Annotated in this window: 14 protein-coding genes and 1 pseudogene; 8 read left to right on the top strand and 7 right to left on the bottom strand. The window is 73.3% G+C overall.

All coding sequences use genetic code 11. The features are described 5' to 3' along the window. The first annotated feature begins 4 nt into the window (after positions 1-4). The 3 genes from CFP65_RS25680 to CFP65_RS25670 all read left to right on the top strand — a co-directional run bounded on the left by CFP65_RS25680 (position 5) and on the right by CFP65_RS25670 (position 1,792). Positions 5-418 (top strand): roadblock/LC7 domain-containing protein, encoded by a 414-nt coding sequence (locus tag CFP65_RS25680; protein WP_073926035.1) that lies wholly within the window; start codon positions 5-7, stop codon positions 416-418. Positions 419-579: 161 nt separating this feature from the next. Continuing rightward, entirely contained in the window at positions 580-1,227 is a 648-nt protein-coding gene (locus CFP65_RS25675; RefSeq protein ID WP_104818420.1) for a DUF742 domain-containing protein, read from the top strand. Continuing rightward, positions 1,208-1,792, top strand: coding sequence for an ATP/GTP-binding protein (locus tag CFP65_RS25670; RefSeq protein ID WP_104818419.1), 585 nt, complete (start codon positions 1,208-1,210; stop codon positions 1,790-1,792). Before CFP65_RS25675 ends, CFP65_RS25670 begins: the two co-directional genes overlap by 20 nt. Positions 1,793-1,849: 57 nt before the next feature. Here the strand turns inward: CFP65_RS25670 and cimA are convergent, their stop codons facing one another. From cimA to CFP65_RS25655, 3 genes are all read right to left on the bottom strand, one after another. Continuing rightward, complete coding sequence (gene cimA, locus CFP65_RS25665; protein WP_104818418.1) at positions 1,850-3,457, bottom strand: citramalate synthase; 1,608 nt, start codon at positions 3,455-3,457, stop codon at positions 1,850-1,852. Positions 3,458-3,853: 396 nt separating this feature from the next. Further along, the gene (locus tag CFP65_RS25660; RefSeq protein WP_104818417.1) at positions 3,854-4,966 is read right to left on the bottom strand and encodes a branched-chain amino acid aminotransferase; all 1,113 of its coding nucleotides are present in this window, start codon (positions 4,964-4,966) and stop codon (positions 3,854-3,856) included. Between the two features lie 213 nt (positions 4,967-5,179). Next, positions 5,180-6,217 carry a 3-isopropylmalate dehydrogenase gene (locus CFP65_RS25655; protein WP_104818416.1) on the bottom strand — a complete coding sequence of 346 codons (1,038 nt, stop codon included), beginning with the start codon at positions 6,215-6,217 and terminating at the stop codon, positions 5,180-5,182. 144 nt (positions 6,218-6,361) lie between these two features. On the opposite strand from CFP65_RS25655, the gene CFP65_RS25650 reads away from it, so the two are divergent. From CFP65_RS25650 to CFP65_RS25635, 4 genes are all read left to right on the top strand, one after another. Further along, entirely contained in the window at positions 6,362-8,419 is a 2,058-nt protein-coding gene (locus tag CFP65_RS25650) for a PIG-L family deacetylase (RefSeq protein WP_104818415.1), read from the top strand. Between the two features lie 156 nt (positions 8,420-8,575). Then, positions 8,576-11,017 (top strand): YfhO family protein, encoded by a 2,442-nt coding sequence (locus tag CFP65_RS25645; protein ID WP_104818414.1) that lies wholly within the window; start codon positions 8,576-8,578, stop codon positions 11,015-11,017. 95 nt (positions 11,018-11,112) lie between these two features. After that, entirely contained in the window at positions 11,113-12,093 is a 981-nt protein-coding gene (locus CFP65_RS25640) for a glycosyltransferase family 2 protein (RefSeq protein ID WP_104818413.1), read from the top strand. Continuing rightward, complete coding sequence (locus CFP65_RS25635; protein WP_104818412.1) at positions 12,090-12,593, top strand: GtrA family protein; 504 nt, start codon at positions 12,090-12,092, stop codon at positions 12,591-12,593. Before CFP65_RS25640 ends, CFP65_RS25635 begins: the two co-directional genes overlap by 4 nt. A gap of 1,254 nt (positions 12,594-13,847) precedes the next feature. On the opposite strand, the pseudogene CFP65_RS41195 reads toward CFP65_RS25635, so the two are convergent. Next, positions 13,848-15,638 (bottom strand): annotated as a pseudogene (locus CFP65_RS41195) (S8 family serine peptidase); the annotation flags it as partial. A 386-nt stretch (positions 15,639-16,024) separates the two neighbouring features. Then, complete coding sequence (locus CFP65_RS25625; protein WP_104818410.1) at positions 16,025-16,702, bottom strand: response regulator transcription factor; 678 nt, start codon at positions 16,700-16,702, stop codon at positions 16,025-16,027. A 460-nt stretch (positions 16,703-17,162) separates the two neighbouring features. On the opposite strand from CFP65_RS25625, the gene CFP65_RS25620 reads away from it, so the two are divergent. Continuing rightward, positions 17,163-18,068 (top strand): LysR family transcriptional regulator, encoded by a 906-nt coding sequence (locus tag CFP65_RS25620; protein WP_104818409.1) that lies wholly within the window; start codon positions 17,163-17,165, stop codon positions 18,066-18,068. Positions 18,069-18,090: 22 nt separating this feature from the next. Here CFP65_RS25620 and CFP65_RS39210 read toward each other — a convergent pair whose 3' ends face one another. Both CFP65_RS39210 and serA read right to left on the bottom strand, forming a co-directional pair. Further along, positions 18,091-18,246 carry a hypothetical protein gene (locus CFP65_RS39210; protein WP_158702358.1) on the bottom strand — a complete coding sequence of 52 codons (156 nt, stop codon included), beginning with the start codon at positions 18,244-18,246 and terminating at the stop codon, positions 18,091-18,093. A gap of 257 nt (positions 18,247-18,503) precedes the next feature. After that, a complete protein-coding gene (gene serA, locus CFP65_RS25615) occupies positions 18,504-20,084 on the bottom strand; it encodes a phosphoglycerate dehydrogenase (protein WP_104818408.1) in 1,581 nt (526 codons plus the stop codon). Positions 20,085-20,203: the final 119 nt, after the last annotated feature.

Here is a 20,203-nt window from a genome sequence, read left to right as displayed (position 1 = left end):
TCAGATGAGCCAGGCCGCACAGAACCTGAACTGGCTGATCACCAATTTCGTGGACAACACCCCCGGGGTGTCGCACACGGTGGTGGTCTCCGCCGACGGGCTCCTGCTCGCCATGTCCGAGGGCTTCCCGCGTGACCGCGCCGACCAGCTCGCCGCCGTCGCCTCCGGCCTCACCTCCCTCACCTCCGGCGCCAGCCGGATCTTCGAGGGCGGCGAGGTCAACCAGACCGTCGTCGAGATGGAGCGCGGCTTCCTCTTCCTGATGGCCGTCAGCGACGGATCGTCGCTGGCCGTGCTGGCCTCCCCCGACTCGGACATCGGCCTGGTCGGCTACGAGATGGCCCTGCTCGTCGACCGCGCCGGAGCCGTCCTCACCCCGGCTCTACGCGCGGAACTCCAGGGCAGCCTCCTGCACTGACGGTTCGTCGGATACCGTCCTGGTATTCGAAAGACCTCATTGCCGCTCCCGGGTCCGCCCCCGCGGACCCGGGAGCGGCGCTGTACGGCTTTCGCACCACCGGCCCAGGCCCTCGGACCTGAGCTCGCACCGCACCGCCGCACCATGTGAGGAGAGGAACCGTGACCCCGCCCGACGACCGCAGCGGCCAGTACGGCGTTCCGTACCCTGGCACCGGCCTTGACGCCTTCGGAGCCCCCGGCGTCGGCCACGGTCAGCCGTACGAGCAGCAGCAGCCGTACGCCCCGCACGGCTACGGCCAGCAGCAGCAGCAGTACTCCCCCTACGGGGACCAGCAGTACGCTCCCCCGGTGCAGGCCTACCCGCCAGGGCCCGAGGCATTCCCTGAACAGGCGCCGCCCGTGCCCGCTCAGGCCCCGGGCCACGTCGACGACTTCGACGCCGTCGACGACTATGACAACGAGGAGTCCGGCCCGCTGATCCGTCCGTTCGCGATGACGGGCGGCCGCACCCGGCCGCGGTACGAACTCGCCCTGGAGGCCCTGGTCTCCGCGAGCGTCGACGCCGACCGGCTGGCCACGCTGCTCCCCGAGCACCAGCGGATCTGCACGCTCTGCACCGAGGTGAAGTCCGTCGCCGAGGTCTCCGCCCTGCTGAACATCCCCCTGGGAGTGGCGCGGATCCTGGTCGCGGACCTCGCCGAGGCCGGCCTCGTCGCCATCCACCAGCCCGCCGCCGGGGGCGAATCCGGCAACCAGCCCGACGTCACGCTGCTCGAAAGGGTCCTCAGTGGACTTCGCAAGCTCTAACGCGGCCGCCCCCAGCCGCGCCACCACCTCCGCGAAGATCGTCGTCGCAGGCGGATTCGGCGTCGGCAAAACCACCCTCGTCGGCGCCGTCTCCGAGATCAACCCCCTGCGCACCGAAGCCGTCATGACCAGCGCCAGCGCCGGCATCGACGACCTCACCCACACCGCAGGCAAGACGACCACCACCGTCGCCATGGACTTCGGCCGCATCACCCTCGACGAAGACCTCATCCTCTACCTCTTCGGCACCCCCGGACAGGACCGCTTCTGGTTCATGTGGGACGACCTCGTCCGCGGCGCCATCGGCGCCGTCGTCCTCGTCGACACCCGCCGCCTCGCCGACTGCTTCCCCGCCCTCGACTACTTCGAGAACTCGGGACTCCCCTTCGTCGTCGCCCTCAACGGCTTCGACGGACACCAGCCCCACACCCCCGACGAAGTCCGCGAAGCACTCCAACTCGGCACCGACACCCCCGTCATCACCCTCGACGCCCGCCGACGCGACAGCGCCAAAAGCGCACTCATCACCCTCGTCGAACACGCACTCCTCGCCCGACTGCGCTGAGACGCACGGAAGGGGGCGGGTGGCCATCGGCCACCCGCCCCCTTCGTGTTGGCAGGGTCAGGCCACGGGGTCGAGCCCGGCCCGCAGCAGGCCGTAGGTGTAGGCGTCCTCCAGGGCCACCCAGGAGGCCGCGATGACGTTGTCCGCCACGCCCACCGTGGACCAGGTGGTGGTGCCGTCGGTGCTCTCGATCAGCACCCGGGTCTTGGAGCCGGTGCCGTGCTGGCCCTCCAGGATGCGCACCTTGTAGTCGACCAGCTCCAGGCCGGCCAGCTGCGGGTAGATGTGCTCCAGGGCCGTGCGCAGCGCGCTGTCCAGCGAGTCGACCGGGCCGTTGCCCTCGCCGACAGCGATCCGCCGCTCGCCCTGGGCCCAGAGCTTCACGGTGGCCTCGTTGCCGGTGAGCCCCTGCGGGCCCTGCTCGCTGATGGTCCGCCAGGACTCCAGGGTGAAGAACCGCTCCCGGCGGCCGCGCACCTCGTCGCGGAGCAGCAGCTCGAAGGAGGCGTCGGCGGCCTCGTAGGTGTAGCCGAGGTTCTCCTGCTCCTTGACCTTGGCCACCACCCGGCCGACCAGGTCGCGGTCGGCGGAGAGGTCGTAGCCGAGTTCCTTGCCCTTGAGCTCGATCGAGGCCCGGCCGGCCATGTCGGAGACCAGCATCCGCATGGTGTTGCCGACCCGCTCCGGGTCGATGTGCTGGTAGAGGTCCGGGTCCACCTTGATCGCGGAGGCGTGCAGGCCGGCCTTGTGGGCGAAGGCCGAGAAGCCCACGTACGGCTGGTGGGTGGAGGGGCTGAGGTTGACCACCTCGGCGATGGCGTGCGAGATCCGGGTCATCTCGGCCAGCCGGCCCTCCGGCAGCACCCGGCGGTCGTACTTGAGCTCCAGCGCGCCCACCACCGGGAAGAGGTTGGCGTTGCCGACCCGCTCGCCGTAGCCGTTGGCCGTGCACTGCACGTGGGTGGCGCCCGCGTCCACCGCCGCCAGCGAGTTGGCCACCGCGCAGCCGGTGTCGTCCTGGGCGTGGATGCCGAGGCGGGCGCCGGTCCGCTCCTTGACGTCCGCCACGATCTCGCGCACCTCGGCGGGGAGCATCCCGCCGTTGGTGTCGCAGAGCACCACCACGTCGGCGCCGGCCTCGTGGGCGGTGCGGACCACGCGGAGCGCGTACTCCCGGTTGGCCCGGTAGCCGTCGAAGAAGTGCTCGCAGTCGATGAAGACCCGGCGGCCCTGGGCCCGCAGGTGGGTCACGCTGTCGCGGACCATCTCCAGGTTCTCGTCCAGGGTGGTGCGCAGGGCGAGTTCGACGTGGCGGTCGTGCGACTTCGCCACCAGGGTGATGACCGGGGCCCCCGAGTTGACCAGGGCGGCCAGCTGCGGGTCGTCGGCGGCCTTGCCGCCGGCCCGGCGGGTGGCGCCGAAGGCCACCAGCTGGGCGTGCTCGAGCTCCAACTCGGCGGCGGCCCGGGCGAAGAACTCGGTGTCCCGGGGGTTGGCCCCGGGCCAGCCGCCCTCGATGAAGCCCACCCCGAACTCGTCCAGGTGGCGGGCGATGGTCAGCTTGTCGGCGACGGTGAGGTTGATCCCCTCGCGCTGCGCACCGTCGCGCAGCGTGGTGTCGAAGACGTGGAAGCTGTCGTTGGGTCGGCTGCTGACCTCGGTCATGGCCTTGGGTTCTCCGTTTCGGGGAGGTACTGCTGCTGTTGCCGGGCGGACTTGCCTCCGGCTCCACTGTCCAGCATCCCGCGCGCCGCCCGGTGTCCCCGGGCCCCTTCGTGGGGGGCCCTGGCCGGTCCGGGGAAACAAAAAGACCCCTCGCGGATGCGAGAGGTCTGCGCGCGGGTCTGGACGCTGGCGAACGCTCCGGACAGATGGGTCTACTGCGGAGCGGTCACTGCGGACCGGCGCGCCTGCTGCTAATAATCAGCGAAAGCGAGGACACCCTCGGAGTCTGACACACGTCCCGCGATCCGGCCCCCGTGTCTCGCCATCCGGGACGTGTCAGGTCAGCCGGTACTCAGCCGGGCACCTCCGCAGAAGCGCCCGGCCGGGTGGGGTACGTCAGAGGATCTTGTGGAGCCAGTTGTGGGTGTCCGGGGTGCGGCCGGCCTGGAGGGAGAGGAGGCGGTTGCGGAGCTCCATGGTGATGGGGCCGGGGGTGCCGTCGCCGACGAGCCAGTCGCCGCCCTTGGACTTGACGGCGCCGACGGGGGTGATGGCGGCGGCGGTGCCGCAGGCGAAGACCTCGGTGAGGGTGCCGGTGGCGTTGCCCTCGCGCCACTCGTCGGTGGAGATCTTGCGCTCCTCGGTGGCGTAGCCGAGGTCGGCGGCCAGGGTGAGGAGGGAGTCGCGGGTGATGCCGGGGAGCAGGGCGCCGGAGAGCTCGGGGGTGACGACCTTGGCGTCCGCGCCCTCGCCGAAGACGAAGTAGAGGTTCATGCCGCCCATCTCCTCGATCCACCGGTGCTCGGCGGCGTCGAGCCAGACGACCTGGTCGCAGCCCTTGGCGGCGGCCTCGGCCTGGGCGACCAGGGAGGCGGCGTAGTTGCCCGCGCACTTGGCGGCGCCGGTGCCGCCGGGGGCGGCCCGGACGTAGTCCTCGGAGAGCCAGACCGAGACCGGCTTGACGCCGCCGGAGAAGTACGCGCCGGCCGGGGAGGCGATGATCATGAACAGGTACTCGTTGGCCGGGCGCACCCCGAGCCCGATCTCGGTGGCGAACATGAACGGCCGCAGGTAGAGGCTCTGCTCGGGCTCGTTCGGCACCCAGGCCTCGTCGGCCTGGACGAGCAGCTCGACGGCCTCGACGAAGGTCTCCACCGGCAGCTCGGGCATGGCCAGGCGGCGGGCCGAGGCGCGCAGCCGCTCGGCGTTGGCGGTGGGGCGGAAGGTGGAGACCGAGCCGTCCGGCTGGCGGTAGGCCTTGAGGCCCTCGAAGATCGCCTGGCCGTAGTGGAGCGTCATGTTGGCCGGGTCGATCTCCAGCGGCGCGTACGGCTTGAGCTGGGCGTCGTGCCAGCCGCGGCCCTCCGTCCAGCGGATGGTGACCATGTGGTCGGTGAAGACGCGGCCGAAGCCGGGGTTGGCCAGCCGGGCCTGGCGCTCCGCGTCCGCGAGCGGGGTCGCGGAGGGCTTGAGGTCGAACGTGATGGGCGCCTGGGTGGGCGTACTCATGGCTGTCTGTCCTTCACCGTGGGGTTGGTCAGGGCACGGACCGTTCGGTGAACAGACACACGAAGGCACGGCCCACTGTCGATAGTCGCATCTCAAGGGCCGTGCCGAACAGCCGGAAGGCTGTTGTGACGAGGTCTTACCGGCCCGTACGCCGGAGACCTCTGGGGTGTTTCCGGCCAGCCGGCCGGAGCACCTCCGCTTGGATCCGGCCCGTCAGCCGGATACTCGGGCGGCGAGCGCGTCGCCGACCTGGGAGGTGGAGCGGGTGCCGGAGCGCTCGGCCAGGTCGGCCGCGACGGCCGCCTCGACCTTGGCCGCCTCGGCCGCGAAGCCGAGGTGGTCGAGCAGCATGGCCACCGAGAGCACGGTGGCCGTCGGGTCGGCCTTGCCCTGGCCGGCGATGTCGGGGGCCGAGCCGTGCACCGGCTCGAACATCGACGGGAACTCGCCGGTCGGGTTGATGTTGCCGCTCGCGGCCAGGCCGATGCCGCCGGTGACGGCCGCCGCCAGGTCGGTCAGGATGTCGCCGAACAGGTTGTCGGTGACGATCACGTCGAACCGCTCGGGCTGGGTGACGAAGAAGATCGTCGCCGCGTCCACGTGCAGGTAGTCGGTGGTGACCTCGGGGTACTCGGCGCCGACCGCGGCGAAGATCCGCGACCAGAGGTGGCCGGCGTGCACCAGCACGTTGTTCTTGTGCACCAGGGTCAGCTTCTTGCGCGGGCGGGCGGCGGCCCGGCGGTACGCGTCGCGGACCACCCGCTCGATGCCGTACGCCGTGTTGAGGCTGACCTCGGTGGCCACCTCGGCCGGGGTGCCGGTGCGCAGCGAGCCGCCGTTGCCCACGTACGGGCCCTCGGTGCCCTCGCGGACCACCACGAAGTCGATGGCCGGGTTGCCGGCGAGCGGGCCCTGGACGGCCGGGAAGAGCTTGGAGGGGCGCAGGTTCAGGTAGTGGTCGAAGGCGAACCGCAGCTTGAGCAGCAGACCGCGCTCCAGCACCCCGGAGGGCACGCTGGGGTCGCCGATGGCGCCGAGCAGGATCGCGTCGTGGGTCTTGAGCTCCGCGAGCACCTCGTCGGGGAGGGTCTCGCCGGTGCGGTTGTAGCGGCGGGCACCGAGGTCGTACTCGGTGGTCTCCACCTTGACGTCGGCGGGGAGGACGGCGGAGAGCACCTTGAGGCCCTCGGCCACCACTTCCTGGCCGATGCCGTCACCGGGGATCACTGCGAGACGAAGGCTGCGAGACATGTCCGAGACAGTACTCCGCGTCCCAGCCACTGACATCCCGTGTCCGCCATTCGGACCGTGCGCCTTCGGGCGGAGGTTCGAGCGAAGACGGACCATTCGGTAATATCCGTCGGTATTCATGTTTTCTTCACGGGGGATCAAGGAATGGGCAACCCGCTCACCAGACGCCGCGCGCTCTGGCTGACCGGCGGTCTGCTGGCGGCTCCGGCCGCCGGGTACGGCATCTGGGAGGCCACCCGGCCGGATCAGGCGAAGGCGAAGGGGGCGGCCGGGCCGGCGGAGGAGCACCCCGTGGTGGGGACCGGCCTGGCCGGCGGGGCCGCCGACCTCTCCTTCGTCCACGTGATCGCCCACCCGGACGACAACCTCTACTTCATGAACCCGGACCTCGACCAGGCCGTGGCCTCCGGCGCGCCCTGCGTCACCGTCTGCCTCACCGACGGCGAGTCGGACGGGCGCAACATCCTGCACGCCGAGCGGCGGGAGGTGCCGGCCGACCGGCCCGCGTACACCCGGGCCCGGATCAACGGGCTGGCCGCCTCCTACGCCGTGATGGCCACCGGCGAGGAGCTCAGCCCCTGGGACGTGGAGCTGGTCTCCTACCTGCCCGGCCTCCAGGCCGAGCTGCACACCCTGCGGGCCGCCCCGCACGTCCAGCTGGTCTTCCCGGCCCTGGTCGAGGCCCGGGCCGTCAGCCTGCCCCGGGCCGAGAGCCTGCGCGGCCTCTGGCTCGGCCAGACCGACCGGTTGGCCACCCTGCCGCCGGCCCGCAGCAAGCTCGCCCCCGGCGCCACGTACACCCGCGAACAGGTCACGGCCACCCTGGCCGCCGTGCTCGACCACTACCGCCCCACCGTGGTGCGGACCCTGGACCCGAACCCGGAGCACGCCCCGGAGAAGCCCGGCCGGCCGGGCGGCGCGGTCTACCTGGACCACCAGGACCACACCTACTCGGCCTACTTCGCCCAGGCCGCGGCCGCCCGCCACTTCGCCGCCGGCAAGGGCCGGGCGGCCAGCGTGGAGAGCTACCTCGGCTACGTCAACGCCGGGCTGCCGCACAACCTGGACGCCCCGGCGGTGGCCCGCAAGACGCACCTGCTCGACGTGTACGGCTGGACCGACGACCGCGACTGCGGCGACCCGGCCGGCTGCGGCGACCGGAAGGTGGGGGGCGGCGCGCTGCGCAACGGCTGGGCGCAGAGCACCCGATACCGCGCGCCCGGCAGCGGGGAGTGGCTGGTGCTGGGCGCGGACGGCGTGCTGCACGCCTTCGCGCTGCTGAACGGTGCGGCGGTGTGGTGGCGCGGCGGGACCGGGGCAGCCGGCTCTTGGCGCGGGCCGGAGAAGATCGAGGGCGACGGTCTTGAAGGCCAGCTCCAGGTCGTCAAGCAGGCGAGTGGGCAGCTGCGGCTGTTCGGCGTGCGGACGGTGCTGGAGTACGAGGCCGGCAAGCACCGGCGGGAGATCGTCACCTGTGAGCAGGAGGACTCCGGCTCCGGCTTCGGGGAGTGGACCTCCTTGGGCGCCCCGGACGGGGACGACCCGGTGAAGTCGATGGAGGCCGGGTACCCGACGGCCCTCGCGCTGGCCGACGGCACGGTGCAGGTGTTCGCGCGGAACTGGGGCGGGAGCGTCTCGGTCCGCACCCTGGACGACGACTGGCAGGCGCTGCCGCTGCCGCCGGACGCCGGGCCGGCCGTGCAGGACGGGCTGGGCGTGGTCGTGGACGGCGCCGGGCTGAGCCATGTCTTCGCGCCCGGGAGGACCGTGGTGCACTGGGCTTCGACGGAGCCCGGCGGCCTGCTGCGGCCGGCCGGGCCGACGGGGTTGCCGACGCCTGGCGGGCCGGTGAGCGCTCGGGTCGCCGAGGGCGCGCTGGTGGTGGAGTTCCGGGAGCCGAAGTCGGCGAAGGTGCTCACTGCTCGCCGCACGGGCCAGGCCTGGAAGGTGGTCGGGGAGACGGCCGGGCCCGGGGGGTTCGGGCGGGTCTCGGCGGTGGAGGGCGCGGTGGCCGTGCGGGACGGGCAGGGGCATGTGGGGGTGCTCTCCGGGACGGGTGGTTGGGTGCACGGGGGGCCGTTGATGGCGGGGACGCCTGCTGTGCGGCGGGATGCGAAGGGGGTGGCCGTGGTCGTGGCGGTGGGGTGTGACGGGAAGTTGTATTCGGCGGGCGTGGGCGGGGGCTGGGCGCCGGCGGGGTAGTGCAAGTGGGTCATTTGCGCGGGCTTGCGGCGAGGCGTCTTCCGGATTCGCGCAGTTCCCCGCGCCCCTAGATAGTGCAACTCGTTCTGTGATGGGAGTTCAGTGCGTCAGCTTTGGAAGCGGCTTGGGGGGCCCTCGCTTGCGGCCGGTCTGTCCATGGGGGCGTACTGTCTCGCGCTGGCCGTGCATGGGACGTATCCGTTCGGGGGGCGGTCGCGGGCGGTGAATGATCTGGGGAACCAGTTCGTGCCGTACCACGCGCATCTGTGGGACCTGATGCACGGGAACACGACCGGGGATCTGCTGTTCAACTGGAACAGCGGGTACGGGGCGCCGTTCCTGGCGGACTTCATGGCGTACCTGATGAATCCGTTCTCGTGGCTGGTGGGGCTGTTTCCTCGGGATGCAGTGAACTTTCCGGTGTTCCTGGTGACGCTGCTGAGCATCGGGCTCGGGGCGGCCGTGATGGCGGTGTTCCTGGGGCGGTTGCACCGGGGGCCGGGGTGGCAGCGGGGGTTGTTGGGGGCCGGGTACGGGCTCTGTGCGTGGGTGTTGAACGACGGGTCGCCGGATCCGATGTGGATGTGGGGGCTGGTCTCGCTGCCGCTGGTGGCGCTGGCCTGTGACTGGTGCCTGCACGAGCGTCGGTGGGTGCTCGGGACGCTGGCGGTGGCGGTGGCCTGGGGCGGGAACTTCTACACCGGGGCGATGGCCACCATCGGGGCCGGGCTGGTGCTGGTGCTGCGGGTGCTGCTGGCCCGGGTGAGCTGGTGGAAGCGGGCTCGGGTGCTGGGGCGGGCGGCCGGGATGGTCGTGGTCGGGGTGCTGGTCACGGCGCCGGTGATCCTGGTCAGCCTGAAGGCCAGCCGGGCCTCGCAGCCGGCGCCGGTGGCGCGGTACGCCGGGGCGCCGGGGCTCACCGACTACCTGGCGCAGCTGCTGCCGGGCGGGCGCTCGGACCACTCGATGCCGAACATCTTCATCGGGGTGCTGGGGCTGCTGCTGGTGGCCTCGCTGCCGTTCAACCGGCGGGTGCGGGTGCGCGAGCGGGTGGGCTGGTACGCGCTGCTGGTGGCGGTGGGGCTGAGCTTCGTCTGGACGCCGACCATCCTGCTCTGGCACGGGCTGGCCATGCCGAACGGGAGCCCGTACCGGGCGGCCTTCGTGCTGAGCGGGCTGCTCACCATGGCGGCCTGGGTCTCGCTGGCCCGGCGGCCGGACGCGGTGGCGCTGCTGGGCGGCGGCGGGGTGACGCTGCTGGTGCTGCTGCTCGGGCACGGGCAGAGCTCGGTGCGCTCCTCCACGTACCTGCTGGTGCTGGTCGGGACGGCGCTGGTGGTCGGGGCGCTCTGGGCGCTGCGGCGGTGGTACGCGGACCGGGTGGTGCGGCGGGCGGTGGCGCTGGTGCTGAGCGCCGGGGTGCTGGCCGGGTCGACCTACGCGGCGTACTGGGCGACGGTGCTGCGGGACCGGCTGGACTTCTTCAAGCCGCGCGAGACGATCAGCGCGGGGTCGAAGGAGGCGTACCGGGTGATCCGGGGCGCCGACGACTGGCCGCAGCTGCGGACCGATCCGGGGCCGCACGAGTTCGCCTCCAACGACCCGCTGCTGCTGGGCGGGGAGGGCGGGGCGTACTACAGCTCGTACCTGCCGGCCGTCACGGCGCAGCTGCTGCACGACCTGGGCGCGGGCTGGTACATCCAGGGGCGGCACACGCTGAGCCCGGCGGATCCGGTGGGGCGGGCGCTGTTCGGGGTGCGCACCTACCTGGACAGCAGCTCGGCGCCGGCCGGATTCACCGCCAAGCAGGCGCCGGCGGCGGCGCCGCTGGTGAGCGTGCGCCCGACGGGCAGGCCGGACACCTCCTCGGTCTGGGCCCGGCAGGAGTCGCTGCTGGGCAGCAGGGTCTACGACGTGCCGACGCTGACCCCGGTGGCCGGGCCGCAGCCCACCCTGCACGGGACCAGCGGCTGGTCGCTGCCGCCGACCCCGCGCGGGGGCACCTGGACCACCTTCACCGGCAGCTGCACCCCGGGCTCGACGGCCTACCTCTACGGGCCGTGGTTCGCCGGGAACGTGCTGGCGCTGGGCGCGAAGTACGCCAGCTACGGGCGGCAGCCGATGACGGCGATGCCGATCCGGGAGCTGGGCGTGGTGCCGGCGGACGGGCAGGTGCGGGTGGCACTGCAGACCGACCAGGGCTCCCAGGTGCCCGCGCAGCCGGTCGGCTGCCTGCGGGCCGGGGAGCTGGGGCCGGCCCTGGCGAAGCTGCGGGCGGCCACGGCGGTGCAGAGCTCGGGGCACGGGCTGAGCGCCGAGCTGCCGGCCGGGTCGAGCGGGACGGCGCTGGTCGCGGTGCCGGCCACCCAGGGCTGGGAGTGCTCGGTGGACGGCGGTCCGCGGGTCGCGCCGCAGCAGGTGCTGGGCATGATCGGGGTGCCGCTGGGCTCGGGCGCGGGGCGGTTCTCCTGCACCTTCAAGACCCCCGGGCTGACTCCGGGGCTGCTGGTCTCGGGCGCGGCGCTGGTGGTGGTCGGGGGTGTCGCGCTGGTCACTCGGCTGCGGCGTTTCCGGGGCCTTCGGGAGGCGGCCCGGTAGGATCTACTGGATATCTGGTGATACGTACCGGATGTCTGGTGATACGTGGCAGAGCGACCGGCAGCCCTCTGCGTCCCCCGACCGGAGGAGGACCGGTGCTCCTGTCCATCGTCGTGCCCTGTTACAACGAAGAGGCCGTGATCGAGCTCTTCGACGCCGAGATCAGGGACAACCTGGAGGGCCTCCCCGTCGACTACGAGCTCTGCTACGTGGACGACGGCAGCTCCGACGCCACCCTGGAGCGGCTGCGCGCGCTGGCCGCCAAGCACCCCGGCACCACCCGCTACGTCTCCTTCAGCCGCAACTTCGGCAAGGAGGCCGGCATGCTGGCCGGCCTGCGCGAGGCCAGCGGGGACGCCGTGGTGCTGATGGACGCCGACCTCCAGCACCCGCCCGAGCTGATCGAGCGGATGCTCGACCTCTACGACCGGGGCCACGACCAGGTGATCGCCCGCCGCAGCCGCGAGGGCGACAAGGCGGTGCGCAGCGCCGTCAGCCGGCTCTACTACCGCCTGGTCAACAAGTGGGTGGACGTGGAGCTCAAGGACGGGGTCGGCGACTTCCGGCTGCTCTCGCGCCGCGCGGTGGACGCGATCCTCTCGCTGCCCGAGTACAACCGCTTCTCCAAGGGCCTGTTCTCCTGGATCGGCTTCGACACCGTCACCTTCGACTACCAGAACGCCGCCCGGGAGGCCGGGGAGACCAAGTGGCGCTTCGGCGCCCTGCTCAACTACGGCATGGACGGGCTGATCTCGTTCAACAACCGGCCGCTGCGGGTGGCGATCTACCTCGGCCTGGCCCTGGTCGGGGTGGCCGTGCTGTACGCGGCCTGGATCACCGGGGTCGCGCTGGTGGACGGCATCGACTCCCCGGGGTACGTGACGCTGATCGTGGCGATCGTCGGGCTCGGCGGGCTGCAGATGGTGATGCTGGGGCTGATCGGCGAGTACATCGGCCGGATCTACTACGAGACCAAGCGGCGGCCGCACTTCCTGGTCAAGGAGACCAACACCCCCCGTGCTACCTTCCGCTCCGAGGGCTACCGGGGCGAGCACGGCAGTGAGGAGGCGCGGTGAAGCCGCAGTTCTGGCAGTTCGTCAGGTTCGGGCTGGTCGGCGGCGTCAACACCGCCAACTCGTTCCTGCTGTTCTGGCTCTTCGACCACGTGCTGCCGTACTTCGCGGCCTTCACGCTCTCCTTTGCCCTCGCCATGGTCGGCTCGTTCTTCCTGAACTGCCACTTCACCTACCGGACGAAGCCGACCTGGAAGAAGTTCGCGCTCTTCCCGATCCCGAACGTCACCAACTACCTGGTGCAGAGCGGCGGGCTGGTGGCCCTGGTCGGCTGGTGGCACCTGGACCACCTGCTCGCGCTGCTGCTGGTCTCGCTGGTGGCCATCCCGGTCACCTTCGTGCTCTCCAAGATCATCCTGATCGGGCGCTCACCCCAGGTCGAGGACCTCGGCGCGGGTGCCGTCGGGGTTGAGGTGGTGGAGCAGGAGCAGCCTGGTCGGGTCGCCCTCGGGGCGGCGGACCTCCAGCACGGTGCCCGGGCGGGCCGGGGCGAGCAGGGCTGACGGCCCGTCGGGGCCGCTGCGCACGTCCAGCACCGGGTGCAGCACGTCGAAGGCCAGGGTCGGCTTCTCCCCGTCCAGCCCGATCTTGGCCAGCGCCTCCTTCGCCTTGGGCAGGCCGGGCCCCGCGTAGCTGGTCCAGAGCGCGTAGCGCAGCTTGGCGGTGCTCTGGCGCAGGCCGGGCAGGCTGCCGAGCTTGACCGGGAGCACCACCACGTCGCTGTCCAGCAGATCGGTGTCGGTGTCGCCCCAGCGGGCGTTGAGCGGCTCGATGCCGAGCAGCTCGCCGGTCCGGGCGTCCCGGGCCCGGGCCACCAGCACGTCGCTGTTGGTGAGCCGGTCGGCGGTGACGATCACGTCGGTGACGCCGTCCCCGTCGGTGTCCAGCGAGGCGTTCAGGGCGAAGTTGCCCACCGGGGTCGGGCCGGGGGCCCAGAAGGCGGCAGCCAGGTAGAGGGTGCCCTGGTCGAGCGGGTCGCCCTGCACGGTGGTGGCGTCGCTGGCGGCGCCGCCCCAGCGCAGGTCGGCCGCGCGGTCGCCCGGGCGCGAGACGCAGGGGTTGTCGTCCCGCTCGCCGTCCCGCACCCCGGGCGGGCAGTCCGGCCAGCGCGGGGATTCGCCGCCCAGCGCGAAGGCGCTGACCAGGCCGCCGGCGGCCGAGGTGGGCGCGGCGGTGCCGGTCAGCCCGAGCAGGGTGCTGCCGCCGGCCGCCCGCACCTGCGGGCCGGCCGCCAGCCGGGAGGCCGGGCGGGGCGCGGCGAACAGCGGCACCCGCAGCACCGGCGGCCCCTCCTGCACCGGGGTGAGCACCAGCCGGCCGGAGAGCTCGGGCCGCCAGCTGCGGGCCTTGCCGCCCTGCACCAGGTCGATGGTCGGGTCGGGCGCCCGGTCGATCCGGCCGGGCACCCGCAGGGTCACGGTGACCCGGGCGGTGCCGCCGGGCGCCACCCGCACCTGGCGCGGGGTCAGCTCGAAGGAGGCGCCGGGCACCTCGGTGGCGGCTTGGTAGCCGGTGGCGTACTCGACCGGGTGGTCGGAGTGGTTGCGCAGCTCCACCTGCCGGGTCAGCTCGGTCGGGCCGGTCACCGGGACGGGGCCGAAGGAGACCCCGACCGCGCCCTCCACCGCGCCCTCGCCCGCCGCGTAGGCCAGCACCGGGGTGCGCACCGCTTGGTCCACCCGGGCCCGGCCGGCCCCGGCCCGCTCGGGGCCGTAGACCGGGCCGGAGTGGTCGTCGCCCAGCCAGGTGTCGCCCGCCGTGTCCATCAGCGCGGCCTTGAGCTCGGCCGGGCTCCAGTCGGGGTGGGCGGCCTTGACCAGCGCGGCCAGGCCCGCCACGTGCGGGGCGGCCATCGAGGTGCCGTCCTCGCGCATGCCGCCGCTGCCGCTGCCCGCCTTGGCCGACCAGATCGTCTCGCCGGGCGCCGCCAGGTCCGGCTTGACCAGGCCCGGCAGGCCGATGCCCCGGGAGGTGAAGCCGGTGAGGGTGTCCACCCGCTGCGGCTGGTCCTGCGAGACGGCGCCGTGCAGCGGGTTGCCCGGGGTGGCCAGCTGGACGGTGACCGGGCCGGTGGCCACCGCCTCGGTGAGCCGCTCGCCGTCGGCCTTGGCCAGGATCGCGGCCGGGATCCGGTCGTCGCCGGCGATCTCGCCGAGGTGGTCGCCGTCGGCCGCGTAGAGCACCCCCAGGGCCCCGGCCTCGGCCGCGTGGTCGGCCCGGACGCCGGAGCCGCAGGCCCGGTCCGGGTCCTTGACGTGCCAGGAGACCAGCGCGACCTTGCCCTTGAGCCGCTGGGCGTCGGCCGGGGAGAAGGCGGTGCAGCCGTCCGACTGGTCCACCGGGCGGGCGAGTTCGCCGCGCACCTCCTTGCCCGCCCAGCCCTGGTACTTTGCGCTCCAGTGCACCGGCACCAGCCCGGCCAGGCTCGCCGGGGCGAGCACCCGGATGCCGTCGGCGTCACCGTGCGCGTCCACCGAGGCCGCCACCGCGAGGGCGCGCGGGGCCGTTCCGGGGCTGCCGCCGACCCCGTACAGGTCGCCCTCGTTGCCCGCCGCCGCGACCACCAGGGTGCCCAGCTCGGAGAGGTGGTCGGCGGCCAGCGCGTCGGCGTCGTCGGGCGAGCCGAACCGGCTGCCGAGCGAGAGGTTGACCACGTCCAGGTGGTCGGAGGGGTCGCCGTCCCCGTTCGGGTCGGCGGCCAGGTCCAGGGCCTGGGCGAGCTGGTCGGTGGAGCCGTCGCAGCCGAACACCCGGATCGCGTACAGCCTGGCGCCGGGCGCGGCGCCGGGGCCGACCTTGAACCCGGCCGGGTCCAGGCCCTCGTGGTACGGGCCGGCGTAGGTCTTGCCCGCGCTGGTCACGCCGTACCCGGCGGCGGTGCCGGCCACGTGGCTGCCGTGGCCGTTGAGCGCGCAGTCGATCGGGTTGTCGTCCGGGTGCGGCACCGGCTGGTAGTGCGAGGAGGCCGGGTCGGGGCTGTAGTCGTCGCCGACCAGGTCCTTGCCGCCGATCACCTTGGCGCTCGGGAAGAGATCCGCCGGGGCGGGCTTGGCGCCGTCCACCGCCTTGAAGGCGGCCTCGGTGCCCGGGCCGCCGAAGTCGGCGTGGGTGTAGTCGATGCCGGAGTCGATGATGCCGATCCGCACCCCCTGCCCGGTGTCTCCGGGCAGGCCGGTGGCCCCGGACCAGACGCCGGGGGCGCCGGTGAGCGGCACCGAGTAGGAGTTGCCGCGCTGCTTGTGGCTGATCGGGTGCACGGCCCGCACCCCGGGCAGGGCGCGCAGCGCGGGCAGCCGGTCGGCCGGGGCCAGGACGGCCAGGCCGGTGAGCAGGGTGCGGGTGCGGTAGAGCTCCAGCGCGTCGGGGGCGGTCCGGCGCACGGCTCCGGCCAGCCGGTCCAGCGCCTCCTCGGCCCGCTGCCGCTGGGCAGCCCCGGCCTGCGCGGCCTCCCGGCGCACCGTCTCCGGGGCGCGGCGGGCCCGGCGGCCCTCGGCGCCCACCCGGCGCCAGGCCGGGGCGGCGGCCTCGGTGTCGAGTTCGAGCAGCATGCTCTGCGGGGCGCCGGCCCCGGCCTGCGCGCGGACCTCGGCCACCGCGCCGCTCGGCGGTCCGGCGGCGAACAGCGCCGAGCCCGCGAACAGGGCCAGGCCGATGCCGATTCTGGTCAGCCTGCGGGCCGCATGGGTACGCACGGTCTGCCTCCCTGGGGGCTGGCGGGCGCGGTCGCCCTCGGGGAGGCTCACGCTAGGGAGGCCCCGGGGCGGCTCGCCAGCGCTCTCCCTCGTCCGGGGAGGTTGTGCACTCGTGTGAGTGACGAGGCGTCAGGCGTTCGGCCCAACCGGGGAGGGCGTGCGGCGATCGGCGTGCGCCGTACCGGAATTGACGGAGCGCCGGGGATCCGACCAACGGAGCCGACGCCTCGTCGCCCGGGCCGCTAGGCGCTCTCGCGCTGGACCAGCAGGACGGCCTCCAGGCGGTTGCGGGCGCCGAGCTTGCCCAGGGCGTGGGTGATGTGGCTCTTCACCGTGGCCGGGGCGACGCCGAGGGCCGCCGCCACCTCGGGGGTGGAGCTGCCGCCGGCCAGCAGGACGAGCACCTCGTGCTCGCGCTCGGTGAGGGTGCGCAGCAGCTGCCGGGCCTGCTCCTCGGTCGGGGCGGGCTCGGTGGCGGGCGGGCGGTGGTCGAGGGCCAGCAGCTCCGGGGAGAGCACGGCGTGGCCGGCGGCCACCGCGCGGACGGCCGGCACCAGCCGGCCCACCCGGGCGTCCCGGGCCAGACAGCCCGCCGCCCCGGCGGCCAGGGCCGCCGCCAGCCGGGCCTTGGTCCAACCACCGGCCACCACCAGCACCTTGACGCCCTGTGCGGTCAGCTCCCGGACGGCCCGGCCGCGCTCCTGCCCCTCGGCGAGGTTGAGCACCGCCACGTCCACCTCGGCCAGCGGCCAGCGCCGCAGCGGCGCGGCCAGGTCGACCCCGGTCACCGAGCGCAGCTGGCCGCTGCGGCCGAGCACGTCGGTCAGCACGTGCCGGGAGAGCGGGTCGGCGTCGGCCAGCAGCACCCGCGGATCGGTCTCGGGCGGCCCGACGCGCCACTCACCCAGCTGCGGCGCCACCGACTACCCCCTCCAGCTCCCACCGGTACAGCTCCAACCCACCACCGATCCGGTCGGCGGGCAACAGACCCGGTCGGATTCGGTCAGATCGACCCGACTCGGCGGGGAAGGGCGCGGAGCTCCTCCACTGCGCCGGCGGGCGGGCGCGGGGTGTCACACGCGGCGGTTAGGGTGGCCGGAGTCGGCGCCCAGGGTCTGTCCGGCCGATCACGTCGGATCAGCGGGCGTCGTTGGAGGGCCCCTCCTGCCCGTTGGCGGGCAAGGAGGGCGCGTGCATCGGCGGCGCCGACGCGGGGGTACCTCCCGGCCGAAGGCTGGGGGCGAGTCCATGCGGAGCATCGGCGACTGAGGAGAAGCCGGCGAAGGGCCCCTCCTGCCCGTTGTCGGGCAAGGAGGGCGCGTGCCCCGACGGCGGACGCCCGGCGTGATCGGCCGGACAGACCCTAGAAGGGATCGCAGGATGAAAATCTCCCAGTGCTCCGCCTTCGTGGCGATCGCCGACACCGGCAGCTTCACCAACGCCGCCAAGACGCTGCGGGTCAGTCAGTCGGCCGTCAGCCACTCGATCGCCGGGCTCGAGGCCACCCTCGGGGTCGCGCTGATGCAGCGCGACCGGGGCGGGGTGCGGCTCACCGAGGCCGGGCGGCGGGTGCTGGCGCATGCGCGGGCGGTGCTGCTGCACGCCGAGCAGATGCGGCGGGTGGCCACCGGCTCGGCCGCGGAGAGCGCCGGGGTGCTGCGGATCGGCGCCGCCGGCGACGTGGCGGCGCGGCTGCTGCCCCGGCTCGGGGCGGAGTACCGGGCCAAGATGCCCGGCGGCGAGCTGACGCTGCGGGCCGGCGGCGACCGGCAGATCAGCGACTGGCTGCGCAGCGGGGCGGTGGACCTCGGCATCCTGGGCTCGCCCAGGGCGGAGCTCCCCACCCTGCCGCTGCTGCGCGAGGAGCTGGTCCTGGTGCTGCCCGGCGGCCACCCGCTGGCCGGCGCGGCCGGGCTGGGCGTGCGGCAGCTGCTCGCGGAGAAGTTCGTGCTGCCGGTGGACGGGGTGGAGCCCGCGCTGCGCACGGCCTTCCGCGCCCTCGGCCGGGAGCCGGCCGTCTCGCTCCGGCTGCCCGATCTGGACGAGCTGCTCGGCCTGGTGGGCCGGGGCCACGGGGTGACGGTGGTGTCGGCGCCCGCCCTGCCCGGCGAGCTTCCCGGCACGCTACGGGCCGTCCCGTTCGCGCCCCGGCTGCACCGCAGCCTGGTGCTCGGTCTGCGCCCCTCGGTGCGGCACACCCCGGCCGTGACCGCCTTCCTGGCGGCGGCCCGGGGCCTGCCGACGGCGGGCCGGATGCTCACCGCGGCGGGCCCGGCCCGCCGCTGAGCGCGGCGGGCCGGGGCGGGCCTCAGTGGCCGGTGGCGCCGCCGTTGTCGCGGCGGTCGAGGGCGCGCTGCAGGGCCTGGGCCGCGTGGGCGTCGCACTCGGTGCGGGCGTGGCGGCGGCGGGGGACGCGGGTCTGGGTGGCGGGGGTGGCGGCGTGACGGTCAGCGACGGTGGGCATACCGGTCTCCTTGAGGGCGTGCGTGTGGGGAGAGGGCGGGTACGCGGCAAGGGTCGCCTGCCATGGGCGTACGGCGCACACGGGCCGGTCTCCCTGGCTTGCAGGGGCGGCGCACCGTATGGCCCTTTCACGGTACGACAAGCCAATCGCGCTGTCTGCACAGATAGTTGGATTTCCTAGTATCTGAGACGAACACCACCCGAACGCAGGCGGGCCCGGGCTGCCGAAGCAGCCCGGGCCCGCCAATTGGCTTACCGTCAGCCGAGGTTGACCGAGCGGGAGAAGCGGGCGCCGATCGCGGAGGCGATCTCGGCCAGCACCTCCTGGGAGACCTCGGTGTCCACGGTGATGGAGGCGAGCGCCAGGCCGCCGTCCCGGGCGACCTGCATGCCCGCGATGTTGATGCCGGCGTCGCCGAGGATCCGGCCGAGGGTGCCGACCACGCCGGGGCGGTCCTCGTACTTGAAGAAGGCCATGTGGTCGGTGAGGGCCACGTCGACCTCGAAGGCGTCCACGCCGACGATCTTCTGGGTCTGCTTCGGGCCGGAGAGGGTGCCGGAGACGGCCACCTCGCCGCCGTCGGCCAGGGTGCCGCGCACGGTCACCACGTTCTTGTGCTCGGGGCTCTCGCTGGAGGTGGTCAGGCGCACCTCCACGCCGCGCTCCTGGGCGAACAGCGGGGCGTTCACGTAGGAGACGGTCTCGGCCACCACGTCCTCGAACACGCCCTTGAGCGCGGAGAGTTCGAGCACCTTCACGTCGTGCTGGGTGATCTCGCCGCGCACCTCGACGTCGAGGCGCACCGCCACCTCGGCCGCGAGCGCGGTGAAGATCCGGCCGAGCTTCTCGGCCAGCGGCAGGCCCGGCTTGACGTCCTCGGCGATCACGCCGCCCTGGACGTTGACCGCGTCCGGCACCAGCTCGCCGGCCAGGGCGAGGCGGACGGACTTGGCCACCGCGATGCCGGCCTTCTCCTGGGCCTCGTCGGTGGAGGCGCCCAGGTGCGGGGTGGCCACCACGTTGTCGAAGCCGAACAGCGGGGAGTCGGTGCAGGGCTCCTTGGCGTAGACGTCCAGGCCGGCGCCGGCCACCCGGCCGTCGCGCAGCGCGGAGGCCAGCGCGGCCTCGTCCACGATCCCGCCGCGGGCGGCGTTGACGATGCGCACGGTCGGCTTGACCTTGTGCAGCGCCTCGTCGCCGATCAGGCCGATCGTCTCCGGGGTCTTGGGGAGGTGGACGGTGATGAAGTCCGCGACCTCGAGCAGCTCCTCGAGGGTGACCAGCTTGACGCCCATCTGGGCCGCGCGGGCGGCCTGGATGTAGGGGTCGTAGGCGACGATCTTCATGCCGAAGGCGGACATCCGCTGGGCGACCAGCACGCCGATCCGGCCGAGGCCGACCACGCCGAGGGTCTTCTCGCTGAGCTCGACGCCGGTGTACTTGTTGCGCTTCCACTCGCCCTGCTTGAGCGCGGCGTTGGCCGGCGCGATGTTGCGGGCGACGGAGATCAGCAGGCCGCAGGCGAGCTCGGCGGCGGTGACGATGTTGGAGGTCGGGGCGTTCACGACCATCACGCCGGCCTTGGTGGCGGCGGAGACGTCCACGTTGTCCAGGCCCACGCCGGCCCGGGCGACGACCTTGAGCTTCTTCGCGGCGGCCAGCGCCTCGGCGTCCACCTTGGTGGCCGAGCGGATCAGGATGGCGTCCACGTCGGCGATCGCGGTCAGCAGCTCGGTGCGGTCGGCGCCGTTGCACTGGCGGATCTCGAAGTCGGGGCCCAGGGCGTCCACGGTGGCGGGGGACAGCTCTTCGGCGATGAGAACTACGGATTTGCTCACGACTGTTCCTTCACAGGATGGGTGGCATGTCGCGTAGCTAGACGCACGACGCTGTGGGCCTGACGCGTACTCGGGAGTCTATCGGCGGGGCTGATACGAGCCTGCTCCCGTCCGGCGAA

Origin of the sequence: Kitasatospora sp. MMS16-BH015 (genome assembly GCF_002943525.1) — a bacterium.
Taxonomy (GTDB): domain Bacteria; phylum Actinomycetota; class Actinomycetes; order Streptomycetales; family Streptomycetaceae; genus Kitasatospora.
Note: the sequence above shows the minus strand (reverse complement) of the source record. Positions and strands in the feature narration are given on the sequence as shown.

What these genes read in the sequence shown, in the direction of transcription:
- CFP65_RS39210 (WP_158702358.1), bottom strand. Translation starts at nt 18,246, where the DNA reads ATGCCCACCGTCGCTGACCGTCACGCCGCCACCCCCGCCACCCAGACC.
- CFP65_RS25645 (WP_104818414.1), top strand. Translation starts at nt 8,576, where the DNA reads ATGGGGGCGTACTGTCTCGCGCTGGCCGTGCATGGGACGTATCCGTTC.
- CFP65_RS25650 (WP_104818415.1), top strand. Translation starts at nt 6,362, where the DNA reads ATGGGCAACCCGCTCACCAGACGCCGCGCGCTCTGGCTGACCGGCGGT.
- CFP65_RS25655 (WP_104818416.1), bottom strand. Translation starts at nt 6,217, where the DNA reads ATGTCTCGCAGCCTTCGTCTCGCAGTGATCCCCGGTGACGGCATCGGC.
- CFP65_RS25660 (WP_104818417.1), bottom strand. Translation starts at nt 4,966, where the DNA reads ATGAGTACGCCCACCCAGGCGCCCATCACGTTCGACCTCAAGCCCTCC.
- CFP65_RS25680 (WP_073926035.1), top strand. Translation starts at nt 5, where the DNA reads ATGAGCCAGGCCGCACAGAACCTGAACTGGCTGATCACCAATTTCGTG.
- cimA (WP_104818418.1), bottom strand. Translation starts at nt 3,457, where the DNA reads ATGACCGAGGTCAGCAGCCGACCCAACGACAGCTTCCACGTCTTCGAC.
- CFP65_RS25620 (WP_104818409.1), top strand. Translation starts at nt 17,163, where the DNA reads ATGAAAATCTCCCAGTGCTCCGCCTTCGTGGCGATCGCCGACACCGGC.